The following is a 16,316-nucleotide window of genomic DNA, read 5'->3' as shown; positions in this document are numbered from 1 at the left end:
GTTCATGCCGCCCGACAGCGCCACGCTCAGCAAGGATGACATCGCAAAAGCGAAGGCCAAAAATGAGTCTAAAGTATTTCGGGATTTTTTCACGTCAGGCTACAAAAATCTTCATGATAAAGAAAAGCAGCTCAAGCAAGTTGTTGAGACTTACTCCAAGGTTTTTATCTTCTACAAATATGTGTTCGACATGACCCAGACCGACAATCTGGGCGGTAGTGTCGATCTTTTGAGTGTATTTACCCGAGGAACGCTGACCAGCCCCATCGACGCATCGTTCGAAGGCAAGCGGCGGGCTAAGCGGGAGTTTGTCCAGAAGGACCGGGTCGACGAATTGCTGACCAATCTTCCGACGATCCGCCAGTGCAACAAATTCCGGGCCGAGCTTGCGGGCGGCGAGCCTCTTCCGAACGGCGCTTATCCGATTGCCGGGAAGCTCAATCTGATTGAAATCGTCAGGAGTTTCATAACGTCCAACCAGTCGGGAAACCTGATCGGCCAGATATCGGAAGCCGACCTGTTCACGCAGCGGGACAAGGTGCCAGTGCCCTCCATGAATGAAACGCTTGTTTTCACCACGACTCTGCATGCCGGTATCAGCCCGAAACTCGAATTGGGCAAACGGCTAAGCGGCACCGACGTCAAGGGCAGCACGCTGACAGCCACCACGGAAAGGGTGGACATCCATACACTGACGCTGGTCATGCAACTGCCTCCTACGGAGGGGGGACTGACCGTAGCCGAGGCACGGAGCAAGGCGGAGCAGCAAGAGTATGAGCGCCAGGTAGAGGCCGGGGTGCGCGAGCTTCAGCGCGTGGACGACAGCAACTATCGCGACAGGAAATCCAAGGTACTCGAGCTGATCACCGGAGAGTAGTTTCACGGCGCGACAGCATCGACAGGCGGATCAACCTAGGAGGAACCCATGGCAAAGGCGACCAGAACGGCGGCGGGCGCGAGTTCGTTCAGGACCAAGGACGGCACGACAAGGCGGCATACCAAAAAACTCTCTGTCGAAGGCGTGGTGCTTCACATACGCGCGATCATCGAACAGGGTCGCGCGCAGGAGTTTCTCGACGCCTGCAAGGAGCGCGGCTTTACCACGATGAAAGGACCACCCGGGCTCGTGGCATTTACGAGAAACTTCATCGCCGCTGCGCCGGGCGGAGCGGAGGCGACAGCCAAGGGAGCCGGTGACAAAAAGTTCTCCACCGCGGTCCGGGAAATGGTTGCAACGAACGCGAAGATGATCGACGACTGTTACTGCTGAACTGGCGTGACGATGCCGGGGCCGGTTGGTAGCGTACCCCACCCACCAAACCTCTGACACATGCCTTGAACACCAGCGTCTGTAAAAGTCCGCCGACCTTGCGGTTTTCCAGGTCATGGTGCCCCGTTAGCGCAGCGCCAGCCGCGCCTGCGAGGAGAAGGGGGCTGGCATCGTTAGGACGTTGATAAGCATTTGGTAATAAAAGCCGGGAATGAGATGCTGGCTCGATTGGACATGCGAGATGCCGTCGTTCTCGGCGGGGCCATGACATGCGCATCAAGAGTCAGATCATTCTCTCCATGGTGGCCGCCGCGGCTCTGATCGGGCTGGTCGGTGGCGTCGCGATCTTTACGCAGAAAGTGGCGACCAAATCGTTGGGGTTGACCGAAGCGACCAACGTCGCGCGGGAATTGGCCGACACCATCGTCTTCAAATCATCCGACGGGACGCCTTCGCTGCTCGAGCGGCCCGAGGCGCTCAAGCAATTCATGTTGCACCAGCACCGCCGCCTGCACCGGGATTTCCTGGTCCTCGACAACAACAAGACCATCCTCGCCCATGCCGCAGACGAAGAGCACCAGGTCGGCGACAAATTCGGTCACGACCCCGGCAACGAAATCGGCCAGACCCTGGCGGACGGCATTCCGCGCAGATTTGTCGATCCGGAGGAAGTGAACGCCATACTGGCTGTTCCGATCGAAAATCCCGAGGGTACGATCATCGGCGCCGTGCTGCTGGAATATGACCCTGTTCTGCAGGCCGCCGAACAAAGCACCGACAGCCTGCTCTGGCTGGTTGGCCTCAGCGCGGCGGCCGCCGTGCTGGTCGCGGTCGGCTTTGCATGGCAGCTGCTCCGCCGTTTCAGCTCTGGCCTCGGGGACATGATGCGCGGCATGGAAGCGCTGGCGAAAGGCAATGCCATGACGCGCATCAGCCACGCCCGCAACGATGAATTCGGGCAGCTGGCCGATGGCTTCAACACGATGGCGGACCAGCTTGCGTCGGCGCGTGCGCATGTCGAGGACATCGTCGAGACGGCTGCCGAAGGCATCGCGGTTCTAGACGGGGACGGCCGCATCGCCAGCGCCAATCCGGCGGCGGCAATGATGATCGGGCGGCGTGCCGACAAGATCGTCGGGCAGCAATGGGATTCGGTGCTGACCATTCGCGATCCCAGAGGCGGCGCGTTCGCCGCCGGCGCTTCTCCCATCGAAATGGCGCTAGCCACGGGCCGCCAGCAGCAGGGCGAAGTGCGCCTGGCCAGATCCGACGGCTCGCACCTGCCGGTCATCGCCAGTTGCGGTCCGCTCAGCCGATCCGAAGGCGGCCTCGTCCTTACGCTCAACGACATCAGCGAGCTGCGCCGTGCGGAGGGAGTGGTCAACGAGCGTGCCGATCAGCTGGCACTCCTCAACCGTGAACTGCACGAAAAGTCCGAAACCACGACCCGTCTGGTGAAGCTTGGCGAACTGCTGCAGGCCTGCGTCACCTTCCCGGAAGCGTTCTCGGTGGTCGGCACCGCCATGGCCGAGTTCCTCGGTGGTTTGAGCGGAACCGTCCACTTGACCAGCGCGTCGCGCAATCTGGTGGAAGAGATGGCGCATTGGGGCGACGTCCGCTCGAGCGCCACGCAATTCGCGCCGGAAGACTGCTGGGCGCTCAGACGCGGCCAGGAACATGTCGCCGGCCCCGGCATGCTCACGCCGCGCTGCGCGCATATCACCGAGAACGGCAAGAAGGGCTATGTCTGCATGCCTCTGGCCGCGCAAGGCGAAACGCTGGGCATCCTTCATCTGTGCGAACCGAATGCGGCCGAGAAGCCGCAATGGCTGGCTGAAAGACAGCAGATCCTGCGCGGCGTCGTCGACACGCTGGCGCTGGCGCTGGCCAATCTGCGCCTGCGCGAAACGCTGCGGCAGCAGTCGATCCGCGATCCGAACACCAGTCTGTTCAACCGGCGATATCTCGAGGAGACGAGCAGCCGCGAACTGCGCCGGATGGAACGCTCGGGCCAGCCGCTGGTGGTCATCATGCTCGATGTCGACCATTTCAAGCAGTTCAACGATACGTTCGGCCACGAAGCCGGCGATCTCGTCCTGAAGCAGGTCGCCGCCACCTTGATCGAGCACGCCAGGGATAGCGATGTCGTGTCGCGCTACGGCGGCGAGGAGTTTGCCCTGGTCATGCCGGGAAGCTCGGTCCAGGAAGGTGCCGAGCGGGCGGAAGCGCTGCGCCAGGCAATCAGGAAGCTTCATTTGACGCATCGCGGCCGAACGCTGGGCACCGTTACAGCCTCGTTCGGGGTCGCCGCCTACCCCGAGCATGGCGTGGGCTGGGCCGAATTGACCAATGCCGCGGATCACGCGCTCTACGAAGCCAAGGGTAATGGGCGCGACCGGGTCGCCATCGCGCTGGGCAACGCGTCCGGCGAGCGACCTCCGATCCAGTTGGTACCAGTCCCGAAAAGCAGCTGAGACCGTTTGGGTTAGAGCACTCGGCCCGGCCCTGCGATAGTGATCTTGCGCCTGCCAAGAGATCAGGCGAGCTTCTCCGCTGCCCTTGAGGTCTCGCGCGGGCTCTTCTGAGCGGCCACGGTCTTGCCGTCCTTCAGACCTCCACACCGTCAGAGGAATCCGGCTCTTCCCGGCTGCGGCATTGGTTGTTCGGGCTATTCCAGCCCCCAAATGTCCCAAATTTACCTTTGTGCCGACGGGGCTTCCCCTGCGCAAGCCGCGGATGTAAAGCTATATTAGCAATTCGTTAAGTGCGAAGAGAGGTATGCGTAAGGGGAGTTTGGTGATGAACTTCAGAGGCCTGATCAAGCGTGCTGAAGACGTGGATAAAGCGATCCAGGACCTGCAGATCGATTTGGCGGACGCGCTGGATGCAAGTCTCGACGCCGACGACCTGGCGCCGCCGGAGGGCGACGATGTGCCGGATGCCCAGGCGGCAGCCGATGGCGGGCCACCCCAGGCCGACGCGGCAAATGACGACAATGCAGGGAATGCCGAGGGTGCGGACAGTTCCGAAACCGCGCCACGGCTGACTGCCCATACACAGACCCGGCTGGCCGCATTGAGCGCCTTCGAGGGTCTCTTCCATGATGCCAGGGACTATCTGGAGGAGATCAACGACAAGCTGTCGGAGATCGGCACCTCACACCATCTGACGCGCGAATTCCTCAACATCCTGCACAGCGACATCCTGCGCGCCAACGAGCTGGAGGTTGCCAATGCCGCCCTGGCCGCCGAACAGAGGGCGCTGTCGGAAAAGCTGCACGATGCGGTGAAAAAACTGCGCGAGCGCGACGGCGCTTTCGAAGCGCTGCAGCAGCGCGAGACAAGCCTGGTCCAGGACCGGGAGACGCTGCGTGCGGCACTGGCCGCGGTCAGGCTGGAACTGGTGGAGACAGCCAATTCGAGCGCCAAACGCGAAGCGGAGTTCGGCGACATCGCCAAGCGGCTGACCGCCAGGACGGTGGAGGCCAACAGGCGCTTGCGCGAAAGCAAGATGCTGCGCGAAAAGCACGTCAACCTGTCGATCGAACTCGACAAGGCGCTGAAGCGGGAATCGCAGGCGCGCCACAGGCTCGACGAGCTGTCGACGATCCATGCCAGCGAAGCAGCGCGACTGGCGGAGCTGCTGGCGGCGCTCGGCAAGAGTGAGAAAGAGGAGATGCGGCTGCAGAAGTCGCTCGAGGCCGCACAGGCGAAACTGTCGGAAACGACCGAAGCGGCCCGCATGATGGAAGGCGACAAGGAAGCCGAACTGGCTCGCCGCCAGGCGGAAATGCGCGGGCTGAGCTCGGAGATACAGAACCTGCAATCGCGGCTGGAGCAAACCTCGTCCGAAAACAGCGAAGCCGCAGGCGAGGTCGCCAGGCTCAAGAGCGAGCTCAACGATGCCCTGGCCGAAAAGAAGATCGCAGATGAAAGATTGTCCGCGCTGAGCCAGGAGAGCGAAAGCGACAAGATGAGTCTTTCCAAGGTGAACGCCAACCTTTCTCAACTGACGCTGCAACAGGCATCCGAGCAGATACAGTTCGACGTGCAGAGGCAGGAATGCGAGGACCTCAAAGCCGAGATCGCCTCGCTCAATGCCCGGATCAAGGAATTGCTGCCCTACGAGCGGCTCCACAAGGCCACCAATGGCAGGCCGCCCGAGAACGGCGTGGTCGAGATAGCCGGGGCGATGGCGAAGAAAGCACGGACGACGGGCAGGCGGCGCATGCGCAGGAATGTCGGCGCCGCTTCGTAAAGCGTGTCGCGCCTGAAGCGCTTCAGGCGCTCAGGTCTTTGTTTTTGTGCTTGGGAGGCCGGCACCTCACCCGGAGAGTAAGCCCAATGGGGCACCGGCCAGGCGGATCGACAGGTCCGCCGCACAGACAAGGTAGCGCGCCTCGGCTCCGCACGGCATTGGTGCGATCACGGAAGGTGCCAGCGGCACTTCCCCGGGCTTCTGATTCGAACGCTTGCGACGACCCGCCAGCCGGAGGCTGCAGACACGCCCGGGAAGCGGTCGCGGGCCGGCCCGGTGCCTTTCAGTCGAGCGGTTCGTGCTGGTAGAGTTCGTCCATGCTGAGCGAGGCCAGGGCGCCGAAAGGGGCCTGCTTTTTCACGCGGCCGCCGCTCAGGATGACCACGTCGTCGCAGAACGAGATGGTGCTGTGGTGATGGCTGATGACGATGGTCGTGCGGCGGCCGGCTCTCGACTTCAGGGTCTCGACGATGGCCGCTTCCGACAGCCCGTCCACCGCATTGGTGGCTTCGTCCAGGATGAGGAGGTCGGGATCGCGGACAAGAGCTCTGGCCAAGGCGATCCGCTGCCTCTGTCCCGCCGACAGGTTGATGCCCCTGTAGCCAACCAGGGTCTCGTAGCCCTGAGGCAGCCTTTCGATGAATTCATGCGCTTCGGCCAGTCTTGCGGCGGCCTCGGCGTCGCCGGCAGTCGCGGCATCCTGGCCGTAGGTTATGTTTTCAAAAATGCTGCCGTCGACCAGTTCCAGCTCCTGGCTGGCCAGGGCGATGTGCCGGCGCCACTGGCCGGCGTCGATCCCGTCGAGCGGCGATCCATCGACGAGGATGCTGCCGGCGTCCGGTTCGACGAAGCGGCACAGGAGATTGACGATCGTCGTCTTGCCGGCGCCCGAGCGGCCGATCAGCGCCGTCGAGCGGCCACCGCGGATTTCGATTGTCGCCGCATGCAGCACCACCTCGCGCCGGTCCGTGCCGGAATAGGTGAACGTCACATCGTCGAACTTGATGCCCTGGCGCAGGCCGTGGAACGGCCCGTCGCCTTGCGGCGGTTGCGGCTTGCCGGTGGGATCCAGCAGCCATGTCACCTCTTCGAGCGATCCGCTCAGGCCCTGCAGCTGGCTCCACGACCCCTGGAGGGCCCGCATGTGCGGCTGCAGCCTGTAGAGCAGGATGACGAAGGCGATGATCAGCGGGAAACTCACCTGCGCCAGCCAGGCGCCGATCACCACCGCCAGGAACAGCATGGCGTGGAGAACCTCCGTCAACGGCGGCAGCGCTCCCTGGCGCACGAGCAGCGCGAAGGAGGCGCGGCGAACCGCATCGGACGCCGTGTCGAAGATCGCCTTCTCCCGGTTCTCCTGCCCGAAGATGCGGATCAGCCGTCCGGCATGCACAAGGTGAAGCATCTGCGAGGCGAGGTGGCCGTTGCGCGAAGCGACGCTGCGGCTGGGCTCCTTCAGATTGGCCGAAAGGATGGCGTGCGCGATCTGGACGAGCGCCAGTCCGAGCGTGACCAGAAGCGTCATGCGCCACGAAAGCAACAACAGGAAAGCCAGGAGGATGATGGCGGCCGATGCGCTGACGATGGCCGACAGCATGATCTGGATCGCATCGGAGGCCCGCCAGGATTCGTTGGAGATGATGTTGAGCAGGCGTCCGGGGCTTTGCCGCAGGAAGAACGGGTAGCCGACCCGCAACAGCTGCTCCGACAAGGCGCTGCGGATGGAATGGCTTGCCTTGCCGGAGATGAAGGTCGTCAGCAGCGTGTTGGCGAAGGCGAAGACGTTCTTCAGGACGATCGAGCCGAGGATGGCGACCGAAATGACCACAAGCCGGTCGCGCTCGCTCAGGCCCGATCCGACATGCTGGAGGGCAGCGGAGAAGCCGTCCATGCCGGCCGCATCCCCATGTCCCATGATGATGCCCAGCAACGGGATGATCAGGCCAATGCCGAACCCTTCGAGGACGGCGCTGACCAGGCCGAGTACCACCACCGCCGGAAGCAGGCGCAGTTGCCGCTTTCCGAACGCCCGGAACAGCATCGGCAGGCTTGGCGGCAGCATCGGCATTATAGCGTTTCACCTCGCCTGGGCATTGGCTTGCTGATCTTGCCGCACCGGCTCGGCCCGCGGCCGTCTGGCCAGCAGGAGAACCGCGAACCTGGCCGCGCCGAGCAAATTCATGGCGACGATCGGCCAGTGCGGCAGGTTGAGTTCACGATCGAAGGCGGGTCCTCCCGCCAATTCCCTGATAGCCCCTCTTGCGGCCCAGTAGAAATGGCGAAGCAGCCAGGGCGCGTGGCGAACATGCTTCAGGCAGAGCCCGCCATTGCCCAGGCTGTAGTCGCGGTGCAGCTTTTCGATGGCTTTGCGATCCCGCCGGCCGTGATGATGGAATATCGTCATATCAGGCACATACTCGACCGCGATGCCGAGCAGCATCGCGCGCACGAGGTAATCGGTATCCTCTGCCGACCGCAATGGTCCGCCGGCGCCGAAGCGTTCGTCGAAATAGCCGATGCGGGCCGCGACATCGCGGTGCATCGTCATGTTGCAGCCCAGCACGAAACCGCCGGGATGAACATCCGGCGTCAGCCGCTCGCGCGCCCACGACCGCTTGATGGTGAACGGCAAATCCCTGGCATCGCCAAGCTCGACACGTCCGCCCCGGATGAGCCATTGTTCCCCGGACGCATAGTGTCGCTCCAGATCGCGCAGATAGTCGCGATGGACCGCGCAGTCATCGTCGACGAAGACCAGCACACGGCCGCGCGCGCGCCGCAGCCCGGCGTTTCGCGCGGCCGCCAGTCCGGGGCGCGGCTCGCAGACGGGCGTGAACGGAATGTCCGATGCAGCGGCGATGCTGGCCAGGCGTTCGGCCGTGCGGTCGCTCGAACCGTTGTCGACGACCACGAGTTCGGCGGCGAATCCGGCATGTGCGCGGCAAGCGGCTTGCACCGACTTGATGCAGGCATCGAGCACCGCGACGCGGTTGCGGGTGCAGATGATGAAGCTGACTTCCGGCGCCGATCGGTCACGGCCGCGACCGGTCGGGGCAGGGTCAAGCGCCGTCGAACGATCGCGCTGCAGAGCTTGGTGGGCTTTGACGATCATGCCTTTAACTCAACCGATGAGACGCCAGAACCGCCGCGGCGGGCGCGGATTTGAAGAAGTACGCCATGGCATCGGCTTGTCTGGCGGCCGACAGCGAGGCGAGGCTGAGCCAGGGCGCCCAGGCGCCGGGCCGCAGCGCATATTGCTCGCGGCGCCGGATGGCGTTCCATTTCGCGGTCCGCGTCAGCAATTCATGCGTCAGCGCCGGCTGCTTTTCGTCGGCGACGAGCTGGTAGAGGAAATAGAACAGGTTCAGCGCGCCAGCCTCGAAGCTCGGCCGCGTCGCCGCCGGCAGCGAGCGGATTTCCTCCTCCAGCGCGACGATGAAGCTGGCCGCACGGGCGACCGTGTCGTGGCTGACCGCATCGCCGATGTCGCGCAGGTCCCGCGTGGCCTGCGCCAGGCCCTCGCGCTCAAGGTTCTCGGCCACGATGCGCAAATGCGTCCTGCGCATCTCCTTGACGTGCCGGCTGGTCACGCTTGCCTCATGGACGCGGTAGACGACCAGGTTTTCGGGCATCATGGCTGCCGGGTAACGGCCGGCCAGCCGCCTGAAAAGATCGAAATCCTCGGCGTGCCTGTAGATCGGGTCGTAGTGGAGAACGCTGTCGTCGATGACCTTCCTGTTGTAGACGACCGTCGGGTGCATGAAGATCGTGAAGAACATCGCCAATACAGGGATGCGGCCGAATTTGAACACCGGATCGGGCCTGCCGATGGCGATGCGGCCGCGGATCAACATGTCGACGCCGGCGCCGCAGAAGCCCAGTTCGGGCCGCCGCTCGAACAGCGCCACCTGGCGCGACAGACGCCAGGGATAGGCGACGTCGTCGGCATCCATCCGTGCGACCAGTTCGCCCCGGGCGAGCGCCAGCCCTTCGTTGAGCGTCGCGACGAGGCCGCGGTTTTCGCGCGAGACGATCGAAATGCGGCTATCGGCCTTTTGGCATCGCTCGAGTATCTCGAGCGAATTGTCGGTCGAGCCGTCATCGATCGCGATGATCTCCAGGCGACTGTGATCCTGCCGCAGGACGCTTCCCAGCGCGGCGGCGAGATAGGGGCCGGCATTGTAGACCGGCAACAGGACGGAGACGAGCGGCGCGGCGGTCATCGTCTTGCATCCGTGCGCTGGAGTTCGAGCGCCGGTGTGCGGCCATCGGGCGGTCCGACGGCCGCCGTCGCGAGCCAGCCATCATGGCTGCCCTGTGCAGAGCGGGTGCGCGCGACATAGGGGAAGTAGCGCTTCAGGCTGTTGAGCGGCCTCTCGAAAACCACCCAGGAAATCCAGGCGGCGACAATCGTGGCGGCGCCCGCGACCAGGAATCGCCCTGGCCCTTGCTCCGAGACGTTGAGTGGAATCCAGGGCTGCGCCTTGACTGCGAGCGACAGCAATATCGGATGATAGAGATAGACGCCGTAGCTGATGCGGCCGAGGCCAAGCAGCGGCGGCACTTCGGCAAGCCTGCCCAGGATGCCGCCAAGGCCGCGCGAACAGGCTGCCACGATGACCATCAGCGGCACCAGGGGCAGGACTTCCCGCAGCAGCCAGCGGGCCCATTCCAGTGTCGGATCGGCGGGCTCCGGGACTAACCACTCGATGACAAGGAATGCGGCCGCGAAGGCAGGCCAGCCCAGCCGCATCCAGTGCGGCAGGCCGGCGCCCCTAAAATGCCAGCAGGCAAGCAGCGCGCCCGACGCCAGCGCATCCATGGATGCCGGCGGCAGCAGGTCGCGCGTCAGCGTCGGCGTGGCGGTGATCGGCCAATAGAAGCGATAGGCCAGCGACAGCGCGATGACGGCGATGCAGATGGCCTCGAAGCGGCGGCGTGGGGCCAGCAGGACGACCAGCGGCCAGGCAAGATAGAACTGCTCCTCGATGCTCAGGCTCCAGAAATGGCCCAGCACCCAAGGGTTCCAGTTATTGTGCAGCGCATACCAGAAGTTCGACAGATAAAGCGCATGCCAGACCAGCGACCCCCTGGACTGATCCAGGTCGACCAGCCAGACGAAACCCAGGACGGCAAAATAGGGCGGGAATATCCGCAACATCCGCCGGATGTAGAAGGAGCGCAGCGCCGGGCCGGTTTCGAATTCGGTGGCCGAGCGCGCCTCCAGGAGCAGGCGCGTGATCAGGAAGCCGCTCAGCACGAAGAACAGCCGCACACCGATATGGCCCCAGAACGAAGGTCCCTCCGCGAAGAAATGGGAATACAACACCATCGTTACGGCGATAGCTCTCAACGCATCAAGTTGGATGTCACGGGCGCTTCCCATCAGCGGCTTCCGCCGGCGTGATATCCGCGATGAGGCCGCCAGCCGGCCGCTTCGAGCGGCAGGCTAAGGCGGACGAGACCCGCCAAGGCACCCGCAAATCCGCGCATTGCGAGCACGGCCGGGCCGGGCTCGAAATCGACGGACGGACAACTCAAGCTGGTCAACCTGGCGGAATCCTCCACGGCGTATGTCCAGTCGCAAACGAGTCCCCCCAGGACATCGTTCGGCTACGGCATTGTGCAGCGCAACACAAAATATCTACCCGGCTGAAATACTTATGTGAGCAAGTGCTAAAAATTGACAAAACCGGCCGGTTCTCGCCATTTCTGGCGAGTTTCCTCAGAATTAAACCTTGGCGTTTAAATTGTGCCGATATTCCCGCCCCGGTTGATTGAGGGGAGCTCTTGGCTTGAGAGCCTAGTTCTTTGTGAAGTCGCAAGAAATTTTGGAATCTATAGTTTGGCTATATGGGTTCGGTCCTGGCTCCGTGGAGATATGATTTGGAACATTGGCTTTGCGCGGTGCAGCATCGTCTCTGTTTTTTCGTCAACGCCGATTACTCGGCTGACCGCTAACCGTTACACCGCGTCGAACACCACCGTCTGTTCCAGCCCGCCGCCCGGGCGGTTTTCCAGCGTTACCGTGCCCCCGTAGCGCTCGATGATCTCCTTGGCGATGGCGAGGCCAAGACCGGCTCCGGGGACGGATTGCAGGCGGCCGGGGTTGACGCGGAAGAAGGGCTCGAACGCCTTGTTCAGGAGTTCCGTGGGTATGCCCGGGCCATGGTCAGATATGGTCAGCACGGCGCGATTGTCGGCTGCGGCCAGGTCGATGCGGCACGCCTTGCCATGGGTGGCGGCGTTGACGATCAGGTTGCGCAAGGCGCGGCGCAGGCCAAGCGCGCCGGCCCGCACGCAAACCTTGTCCAGGTGCCCGATCGACACGGCATGGCCGAGCGATGCCATCTCGGCTTCGATATCGCGCACCGTCTTTGCCAGGTCGACCGGTTCGACGGCGTCCTGGTTCACCTCTTCGCGCACCAGACGGATGGCGCTGTCGGCGATGCGGTCGAGTTCGTCGAGGTCGTGAAGCCATTTGTCGCGTTCGTCGTCGAGGAATTCGGCGCGCAGCCGCATGCGCGTCATCGGCGTTCGCAGATCATGGCCGGCGGCGGCGACCAGCCGCATGCGGCTTTCCATGGCGGTCCGCAGCCGCGACGAGAGTTGGTTCAGCGCATGCGCGGTGGCCTTGACCTCGGCCGAGCCCACTTCCGGCACCGCCGCCAGCACGCCGTCCGATCCGATCTTGGAGACGGCGGCCTCCAGCATCTCGAGCGGGCGGATCAGCACCGAGGTGAAATAGACCGACACCGCCGTGGCGCCGGCGACGATCAGCGAGATCCAGCCGGCCAGAACCAGCCATTCGCGACGCGGCGGCTTGAGGTGCGGCACCTCCATGATCGCCCAGCGGCTGTCAGGCAGGTGCATCGATGCGATCTGGCCGGGTTCGTCCGCCTTCTCGTTGACGACCGCCGGAAAGTCGAGGCCACGGCGGTGCAGGATGTCATTGAGCATCGCCGTTTCCGCACGAGCCATCTTGCCGCCCGCCGGATGGTCGGCGAATTGCACCCGCAGGACGTCGGGGACCGGCCCCGGCAAAAGCCGCACCACCAGTTCCATCTGTTGGGCAATCCAGGGCACGGTCAGTTCCGGCGGCGGTCCGCCGCCGCGCACGCTGATGACGGCGGCCGTCGCCAGGCCGACGACGCCGACGATCGAGGCGACCAGCAGCAGGATGAGACGGCGGCGCAGCGAATTCACGCCTGGCTCTCCACGGTCTCGACGCGCGCGGTGAGCTGGTAGCCGCCATTGCGCACGGTCTTGAACAGCGGCCCGTCGCCGGTGTCGGAAAATTTGCGGCGTAGCCGGCTCACCAGCACATCGACCGAACGCTCGAGCGGGTCGCGCTCGCGGCCTTGCGTCAGGTCGAGAAGCTGGTCACGCGACAAAAGCCGGCCGGGGCGGTCGAGAAACACCTGCAAGAGGTCGAACTCTGCGCCCGTAAGGTCGACGGCCACGCCTTGCGCGTCCGTCACCTTGCGGGTGTCCGGCTCCAGCCTGTAGCCGGCGAAGCGGTACGTACGCGCGCGCAGGGAGGCGGGCGCCTCCTCGGGCGCCGAGCGCCTGAGCACGGCGCGGATGCGGGCAATGAGCTCACGCGGGTTGAACGGCTTGCCGAGATAGTCGTCGGCGCCGAGTTCCAGGCCGATGATGCGGTCGACATCTTCCTTCAGCGCGGTCAGCAGGATGATCGGGGTGTGCGGCTTGCGGTCGCGCAAGCCGCGGCAGATATCGAGCCCCGAGCCGTCCGGCAGCATCACGTCGAGCACGATCAGGTCGAATTGGCCTGAGCCAAGCCGTTGCTCGCATTCGCGCCGGTCCGCCGCCGCCGTGACGCGAAAGCCCTGGCTGTCGAGATAACGCTGGAGAAGCGTCCTGATCTCGCGGTCGTCGTCAACGACGAGGATATGGGGTTGTGACTGCATCAATCGTGCCCTTGCCTTGGCCACGATTATAGGAGGAGCCGCGCCCGAGCGGCATGGAAAATTGCAACCGAACGTTTCCGGGGGCCCGAGGGAAACATTCGGAAACAAATTGCCCTTTTGCGGAAACCTTCGGCAACACGCCGACGCGAAGCGGACAAAGACGCTTCCTATCCTCTGAACTGTCCGAAGCATGAGAGAAAGGAACATCTTTATGCGAAGCAGACTTCTTGCGCTCGGCCTGTTTTCCGTCGCCGCAATTCACCCCGCGCTGGCAGCGCAGCCAGATCCCGGCGCCGGACCAGGCGAGCCGCCACCTGTCGTGGCCATGCAGGACGGCCCAGATCACGGCCCGATGGCTGGACCCGGCCCGCATGAACCGATGCGGCCTGGTTCGCAGGGTTTCGGCCCACAGGGCTTTGGCCCCCGCCGCATGGGTCCGCCGCCGGAGTTCATGCTGGCCGCCCGGCTCGCCGCGCTGGAGACCCGCGTCGGCATCCGCACCGAACAACTCGACGCCTGGCGCGACTACACCAGCGCGCTGCAGGCGGTGCTTTCGCCGCCTCGACCCAACCACGGGCGGCCCGGTAGTGCTGAAGCGAAGGGTCCCGACGCGGCGGGTCCCGGCGGCAAGCCTGATCCTTTCGCGTTCCAGGAAAAGCTGGCCGACGATGTCACCGCCCGCGCGGTTTCGGCCGGTAAACTGAAGGACGCGATCGCGGAACTGCGTGCCAAGCTGACGCCCGAACAACTCGAAGTCCTCGCTTCGGCGGAACGCCCCCATGGATCACCCCCCGGTCCCTGGGGCGGGCCGCCGAACGATGCAGCCGGCCCCAGAGGCCTGCCCAACGATGGCAGGCAGCTCTCGCCCCAGCCCGGGAACGACTGACAACTCTGACCGACTGCACCGGCCGGCCCGGTACCCAACCCGTTCTCGGGCCGGCCGGTTCTCCGGGGGATGGCGGGCGTATCTCCGCCATCCCTCGTTTCAATCACGTCCAGTTCGAATGACGCCAATTCGAACCATGCAATGGAAGCACGACAATGTGGGAAGCCATGATCATGCTGCGGCTGCTCGCGTCCGCCAGCCCGAGGCTCTCGTTCGGTCCTGCCGGGCGCGATATGCCGCTGGCCCTCCCGGTCGACACGCTGAAGGGCGCGATCCGCCTGCGCTTCGCCGCCTGGCGGCTGTCGCTTCCGCTCTCGCAGCCGCTCGACAACCATGGACATCATGACCGCAAGATCGCGTGAACTCCGGCAAGGCGCTTGGCATGTCCTCGCTGATCGGCATAATGATGTTGGTGGGCATCGAGGCCAGCTACTCGACTTTCGAGCAGCTCCGGCCGCCGAGAAGGAGCGCGACATGAGCCGCTTCCAAGCATTGCTCGTCGCCGCCCGCCGACGGGTGCGGCCTATCATCATATGGATCGGCATGCCCCTCGACCAGGCGGTCCATTGCCAACGCGTACACAACTCCAGGGAAAGATCCAGGCCATGATTTCCAAGCCTAGCCAGCCTCGTTTTTCGGCACGCCATCTGGCGCCCTGGGCCGCGATGTTCGCCGCTACCTTTCTGCTGGCGTCCTGCTCGCAGGAGGGCAGCGCCCCCGCCGGCATGGGCGCGCCCGGCAAACCGGAAGTCGGCGTCGTCACCTTGCATCCGCAATCGGTGGCGATCACCGCCGAACTGTCGGGGCGCACGGCGGCTTCGCTGGTTGCCGAGGTGCGCCCGCAAGTGAACGGCATCATCCAGCAGCGCCTGTTCAAAGAGGGCAGCGAAGTTGCTGCGGGACAGCCGCTCTACCTGATCGATCCGGCAAGCTACAAGGCAGCCTATGACAGCGCGGTCGCCGCCCAGCAGAAGGCGCAAGCGGCGGTGCCGACTGCGCAGGCCAAGTTCGACCGTTATGCAGGGCTTTTGAAACAGAACGTTGTTTCCAAACAGGATTATGACGATGCCGCCGCCACGCTGGCGCAGGCGCAAGCCGATGTCGCCTCGGCCAAGGCCAGCGCCGAGACGGCGCGCATCAGTCTCGACCGCACCTCGATCACGGCGCCGATCGCCGGCCGCATCGACAAGTCCACGCTGACGCCCGGCGCGTTGGTGACCGCCAACCAGGACACTGTGCTGACCACCATCCGTGCCCTCGATCCGATCAATGTCGACGTCACGCAATCGAGCACCAACCTGCTCAATCTGCGCCAGGCGATCTCGGAAGGGCGGCTGAAGTTCAGCGGCCCCAATGTCAGCGTCAAGCTGAAGCTCGAGAACGGCACCATCTACACGCAGACCGGCAAGCTGGAATTCGCCGGCGCCAATGTCGACCAGACCACCGGCACCTTCGCGCTCAGGGCCGAATTCCCCAATCCCGATCGCTTGCTGCTGCCCGGCATGTATGTGCGGGCGCTGGTCGAGGAGGGCGTTGCCCAGAACAGTTTCCTGGTGCCGCAGCGCGCCGTCAGCCGCAACACCAAGGGTGAGGCCACGGCCATGGTCATCAATGCGCAGGGCAAGGTCGAGACGCGGGTGCTCGCGGTGCGCAACAGCGTCGGCAACAACTGGCTGGTGGATTCGGGTGTCGGCGACGGTGATCGTGTCATTGTCGAGGGCATGCAGCTGGTGCGCCCCGGCGGCGATGCGACGGGCGTTGAGGTGACGATCGACGAGACGACCGGCGAGGTCAAGGATCGCGGGCAGGGCACGTCCGCCGCACCGGCCGCGTCCAACGCTGCCAAACCGGCGCCTGCCGCCGCGACCGGGAACTGAGGCGATGTCCGTATTCTTCATCAACCGGCCGATCTTCGCCTGGGTGATCGCCATCGTGATCATGCTGGGCGGGCTTCTGGCGCTCACCTCACTGC

The 16,316-nt window shown here is 64.2% G+C and carries 13 protein-coding genes; 7 read left to right on the top strand and 6 right to left on the bottom strand.

What is annotated here, in order from left to right; all coding sequences use genetic code 11:
• From EN906_RS37195 to EN906_RS05775, 4 genes are all read left to right on the top strand, one after another.
• The coding region (locus tag EN906_RS37195) for a hypothetical protein (protein WP_164777106.1) at nt 1–877 on the top strand (877 nt) is incomplete at its 5' end.
• 48 nt (nt 878–925) lie between these two features.
• Complete coding sequence (locus EN906_RS05785) at nt 926–1,270, top strand: hypothetical protein (RefSeq protein ID WP_127268761.1); 345 nt, start codon at nt 926–928, stop codon at nt 1,268–1,270.
• A gap of 269 nt (nt 1,271–1,539) precedes the next feature.
• Nucleotides 1,540–3,744 (top strand): diguanylate cyclase, encoded by a 2,205-nt coding sequence (locus EN906_RS05780; RefSeq protein ID WP_127268762.1) that lies wholly within the window; start codon nt 1,540–1,542, stop codon nt 3,742–3,744.
• Between the two features lie 325 nt (nt 3,745–4,069).
• Nucleotides 4,070–5,527: a hypothetical protein gene (locus EN906_RS05775; protein WP_127271100.1), complete on the top strand. Its 1,458-nt coding sequence runs from the start codon at nt 4,070–4,072 to the stop codon at nt 5,525–5,527.
• A gap of 283 nt (nt 5,528–5,810) precedes the next feature.
• Here EN906_RS05775 and EN906_RS05770 read toward each other — a convergent pair whose 3' ends face one another.
• From EN906_RS05770 to EN906_RS05745, 6 genes are all read right to left on the bottom strand, one after another.
• Complete coding sequence (locus tag EN906_RS05770) at nt 5,811–7,595, bottom strand: ABC transporter ATP-binding protein (protein ID WP_127266784.1); 1,785 nt, start codon at nt 7,593–7,595, stop codon at nt 5,811–5,813.
• Between the two features lie 9 nt (nt 7,596–7,604).
• Nucleotides 7,605–8,639, bottom strand: coding sequence for a glycosyltransferase (locus EN906_RS05765; RefSeq protein ID WP_127271102.1), 1,035 nt, complete (start codon nt 8,637–8,639; stop codon nt 7,605–7,607).
• A gap of 4 nt (nt 8,640–8,643) precedes the next feature.
• On the bottom strand, nt 8,644–9,750 hold the full coding sequence (locus EN906_RS05760) for a glycosyltransferase (RefSeq protein ID WP_127271104.1): 1,107 nt from the start codon (nt 9,748–9,750) through the stop codon (nt 8,644–8,646).
• Nucleotides 9,747–10,913 carry an acyltransferase gene (locus EN906_RS05755; RefSeq protein WP_127271106.1) on the bottom strand — a complete coding sequence of 389 codons (1,167 nt, stop codon included), beginning with the start codon at nt 10,911–10,913 and terminating at the stop codon, nt 9,747–9,749. The genes EN906_RS05760 and EN906_RS05755 overlap by 4 nt, the downstream gene beginning before the upstream one ends.
• A gap of 578 nt (nt 10,914–11,491) precedes the next feature.
• Entirely contained in the window at nt 11,492–12,733 is a 1,242-nt protein-coding gene (locus tag EN906_RS05750) for an ATP-binding protein (RefSeq protein ID WP_127271108.1), read from the bottom strand.
• The gene (locus tag EN906_RS05745) at nt 12,730–13,458 is read right to left on the bottom strand and encodes a response regulator (protein ID WP_127270461.1); all 729 of its coding nucleotides are present in this window, start codon (nt 13,456–13,458) and stop codon (nt 12,730–12,732) included. Before EN906_RS05745 ends, EN906_RS05750 begins: the two co-directional genes overlap by 4 nt.
• A 211-nt stretch (nt 13,459–13,669) precedes the next feature.
• Here EN906_RS05745 and EN906_RS05740 point away from each other — a divergent pair, with 211 nt between their 5' ends.
• From EN906_RS05740 to EN906_RS05730, 3 genes are all read left to right on the top strand, one after another.
• A complete protein-coding gene (locus EN906_RS05740) occupies nt 13,670–14,344 on the top strand; it encodes a hypothetical protein (RefSeq protein WP_127270463.1) in 675 nt (224 codons plus the stop codon).
• A gap of 155 nt (nt 14,345–14,499) precedes the next feature.
• Nucleotides 14,500–14,706: a hypothetical protein gene (locus EN906_RS05735; RefSeq protein ID WP_127270464.1), complete on the top strand. Its 207-nt coding sequence runs from the start codon at nt 14,500–14,502 to the stop codon at nt 14,704–14,706.
• A 303-nt stretch (nt 14,707–15,009) separates the two neighbouring features.
• Nucleotides 15,010–16,221 (top strand): efflux RND transporter periplasmic adaptor subunit, encoded by a 1,212-nt coding sequence (locus tag EN906_RS05730; protein WP_164748939.1) that lies wholly within the window; start codon nt 15,010–15,012, stop codon nt 16,219–16,221.
• Nucleotides 16,222–16,316 lie beyond the last annotated feature (95 nt).

The sequence above is a fragment of the Mesorhizobium sp. M7A.F.Ca.CA.004.06.1.1 genome (assembly GCF_003999135.1).
Lineage (GTDB): Bacteria > Pseudomonadota > Alphaproteobacteria > Rhizobiales > Rhizobiaceae > Mesorhizobium.
The sequence above is the reverse complement of the archived record's forward strand: the minus strand, read 5'-3'. Positions and strand labels throughout refer to the sequence as shown.

Bases quoted from the DNA above. Each gene is read 5' to 3' on its own strand.
- EN906_RS05785 (WP_127268761.1), top strand. From the start codon at position 926: ATGGCAAAGGCGACCAGAACGGCGGCGGGCGCGAGTTCGTTCAGGACC.
- EN906_RS05780 (WP_127268762.1), top strand. From the start codon at position 1,540: ATGCGCATCAAGAGTCAGATCATTCTCTCCATGGTGGCCGCCGCGGCT.
- EN906_RS05775 (WP_127271100.1), top strand. From the start codon at position 4,070: ATGAACTTCAGAGGCCTGATCAAGCGTGCTGAAGACGTGGATAAAGCG.
- EN906_RS05770 (WP_127266784.1), bottom strand. From the start codon at position 7,595: ATGCCGATGCTGCCGCCAAGCCTGCCGATGCTGTTCCGGGCGTTCGGA.
- EN906_RS05765 (WP_127271102.1), bottom strand. From the start codon at position 8,639: ATGATCGTCAAAGCCCACCAAGCTCTGCAGCGCGATCGTTCGACGGCG.
- EN906_RS05760 (WP_127271104.1), bottom strand. From the start codon at position 9,750: ATGACCGCCGCGCCGCTCGTCTCCGTCCTGTTGCCGGTCTACAATGCC.
- EN906_RS05755 (WP_127271106.1), bottom strand. From the start codon at position 10,913: ATGGGAAGCGCCCGTGACATCCAACTTGATGCGTTGAGAGCTATCGCC.
- EN906_RS05745 (WP_127270461.1), bottom strand. From the start codon at position 13,458: ATGCAGTCACAACCCCATATCCTCGTCGTTGACGACGACCGCGAGATC.
- EN906_RS05740 (WP_127270463.1), top strand. From the start codon at position 13,670: ATGCGAAGCAGACTTCTTGCGCTCGGCCTGTTTTCCGTCGCCGCAATT.
- EN906_RS05735 (WP_127270464.1), top strand. From the start codon at position 14,500: ATGTGGGAAGCCATGATCATGCTGCGGCTGCTCGCGTCCGCCAGCCCG.
- EN906_RS05730 (WP_164748939.1), top strand. From the start codon at position 15,010: ATGTTCGCCGCTACCTTTCTGCTGGCGTCCTGCTCGCAGGAGGGCAGC.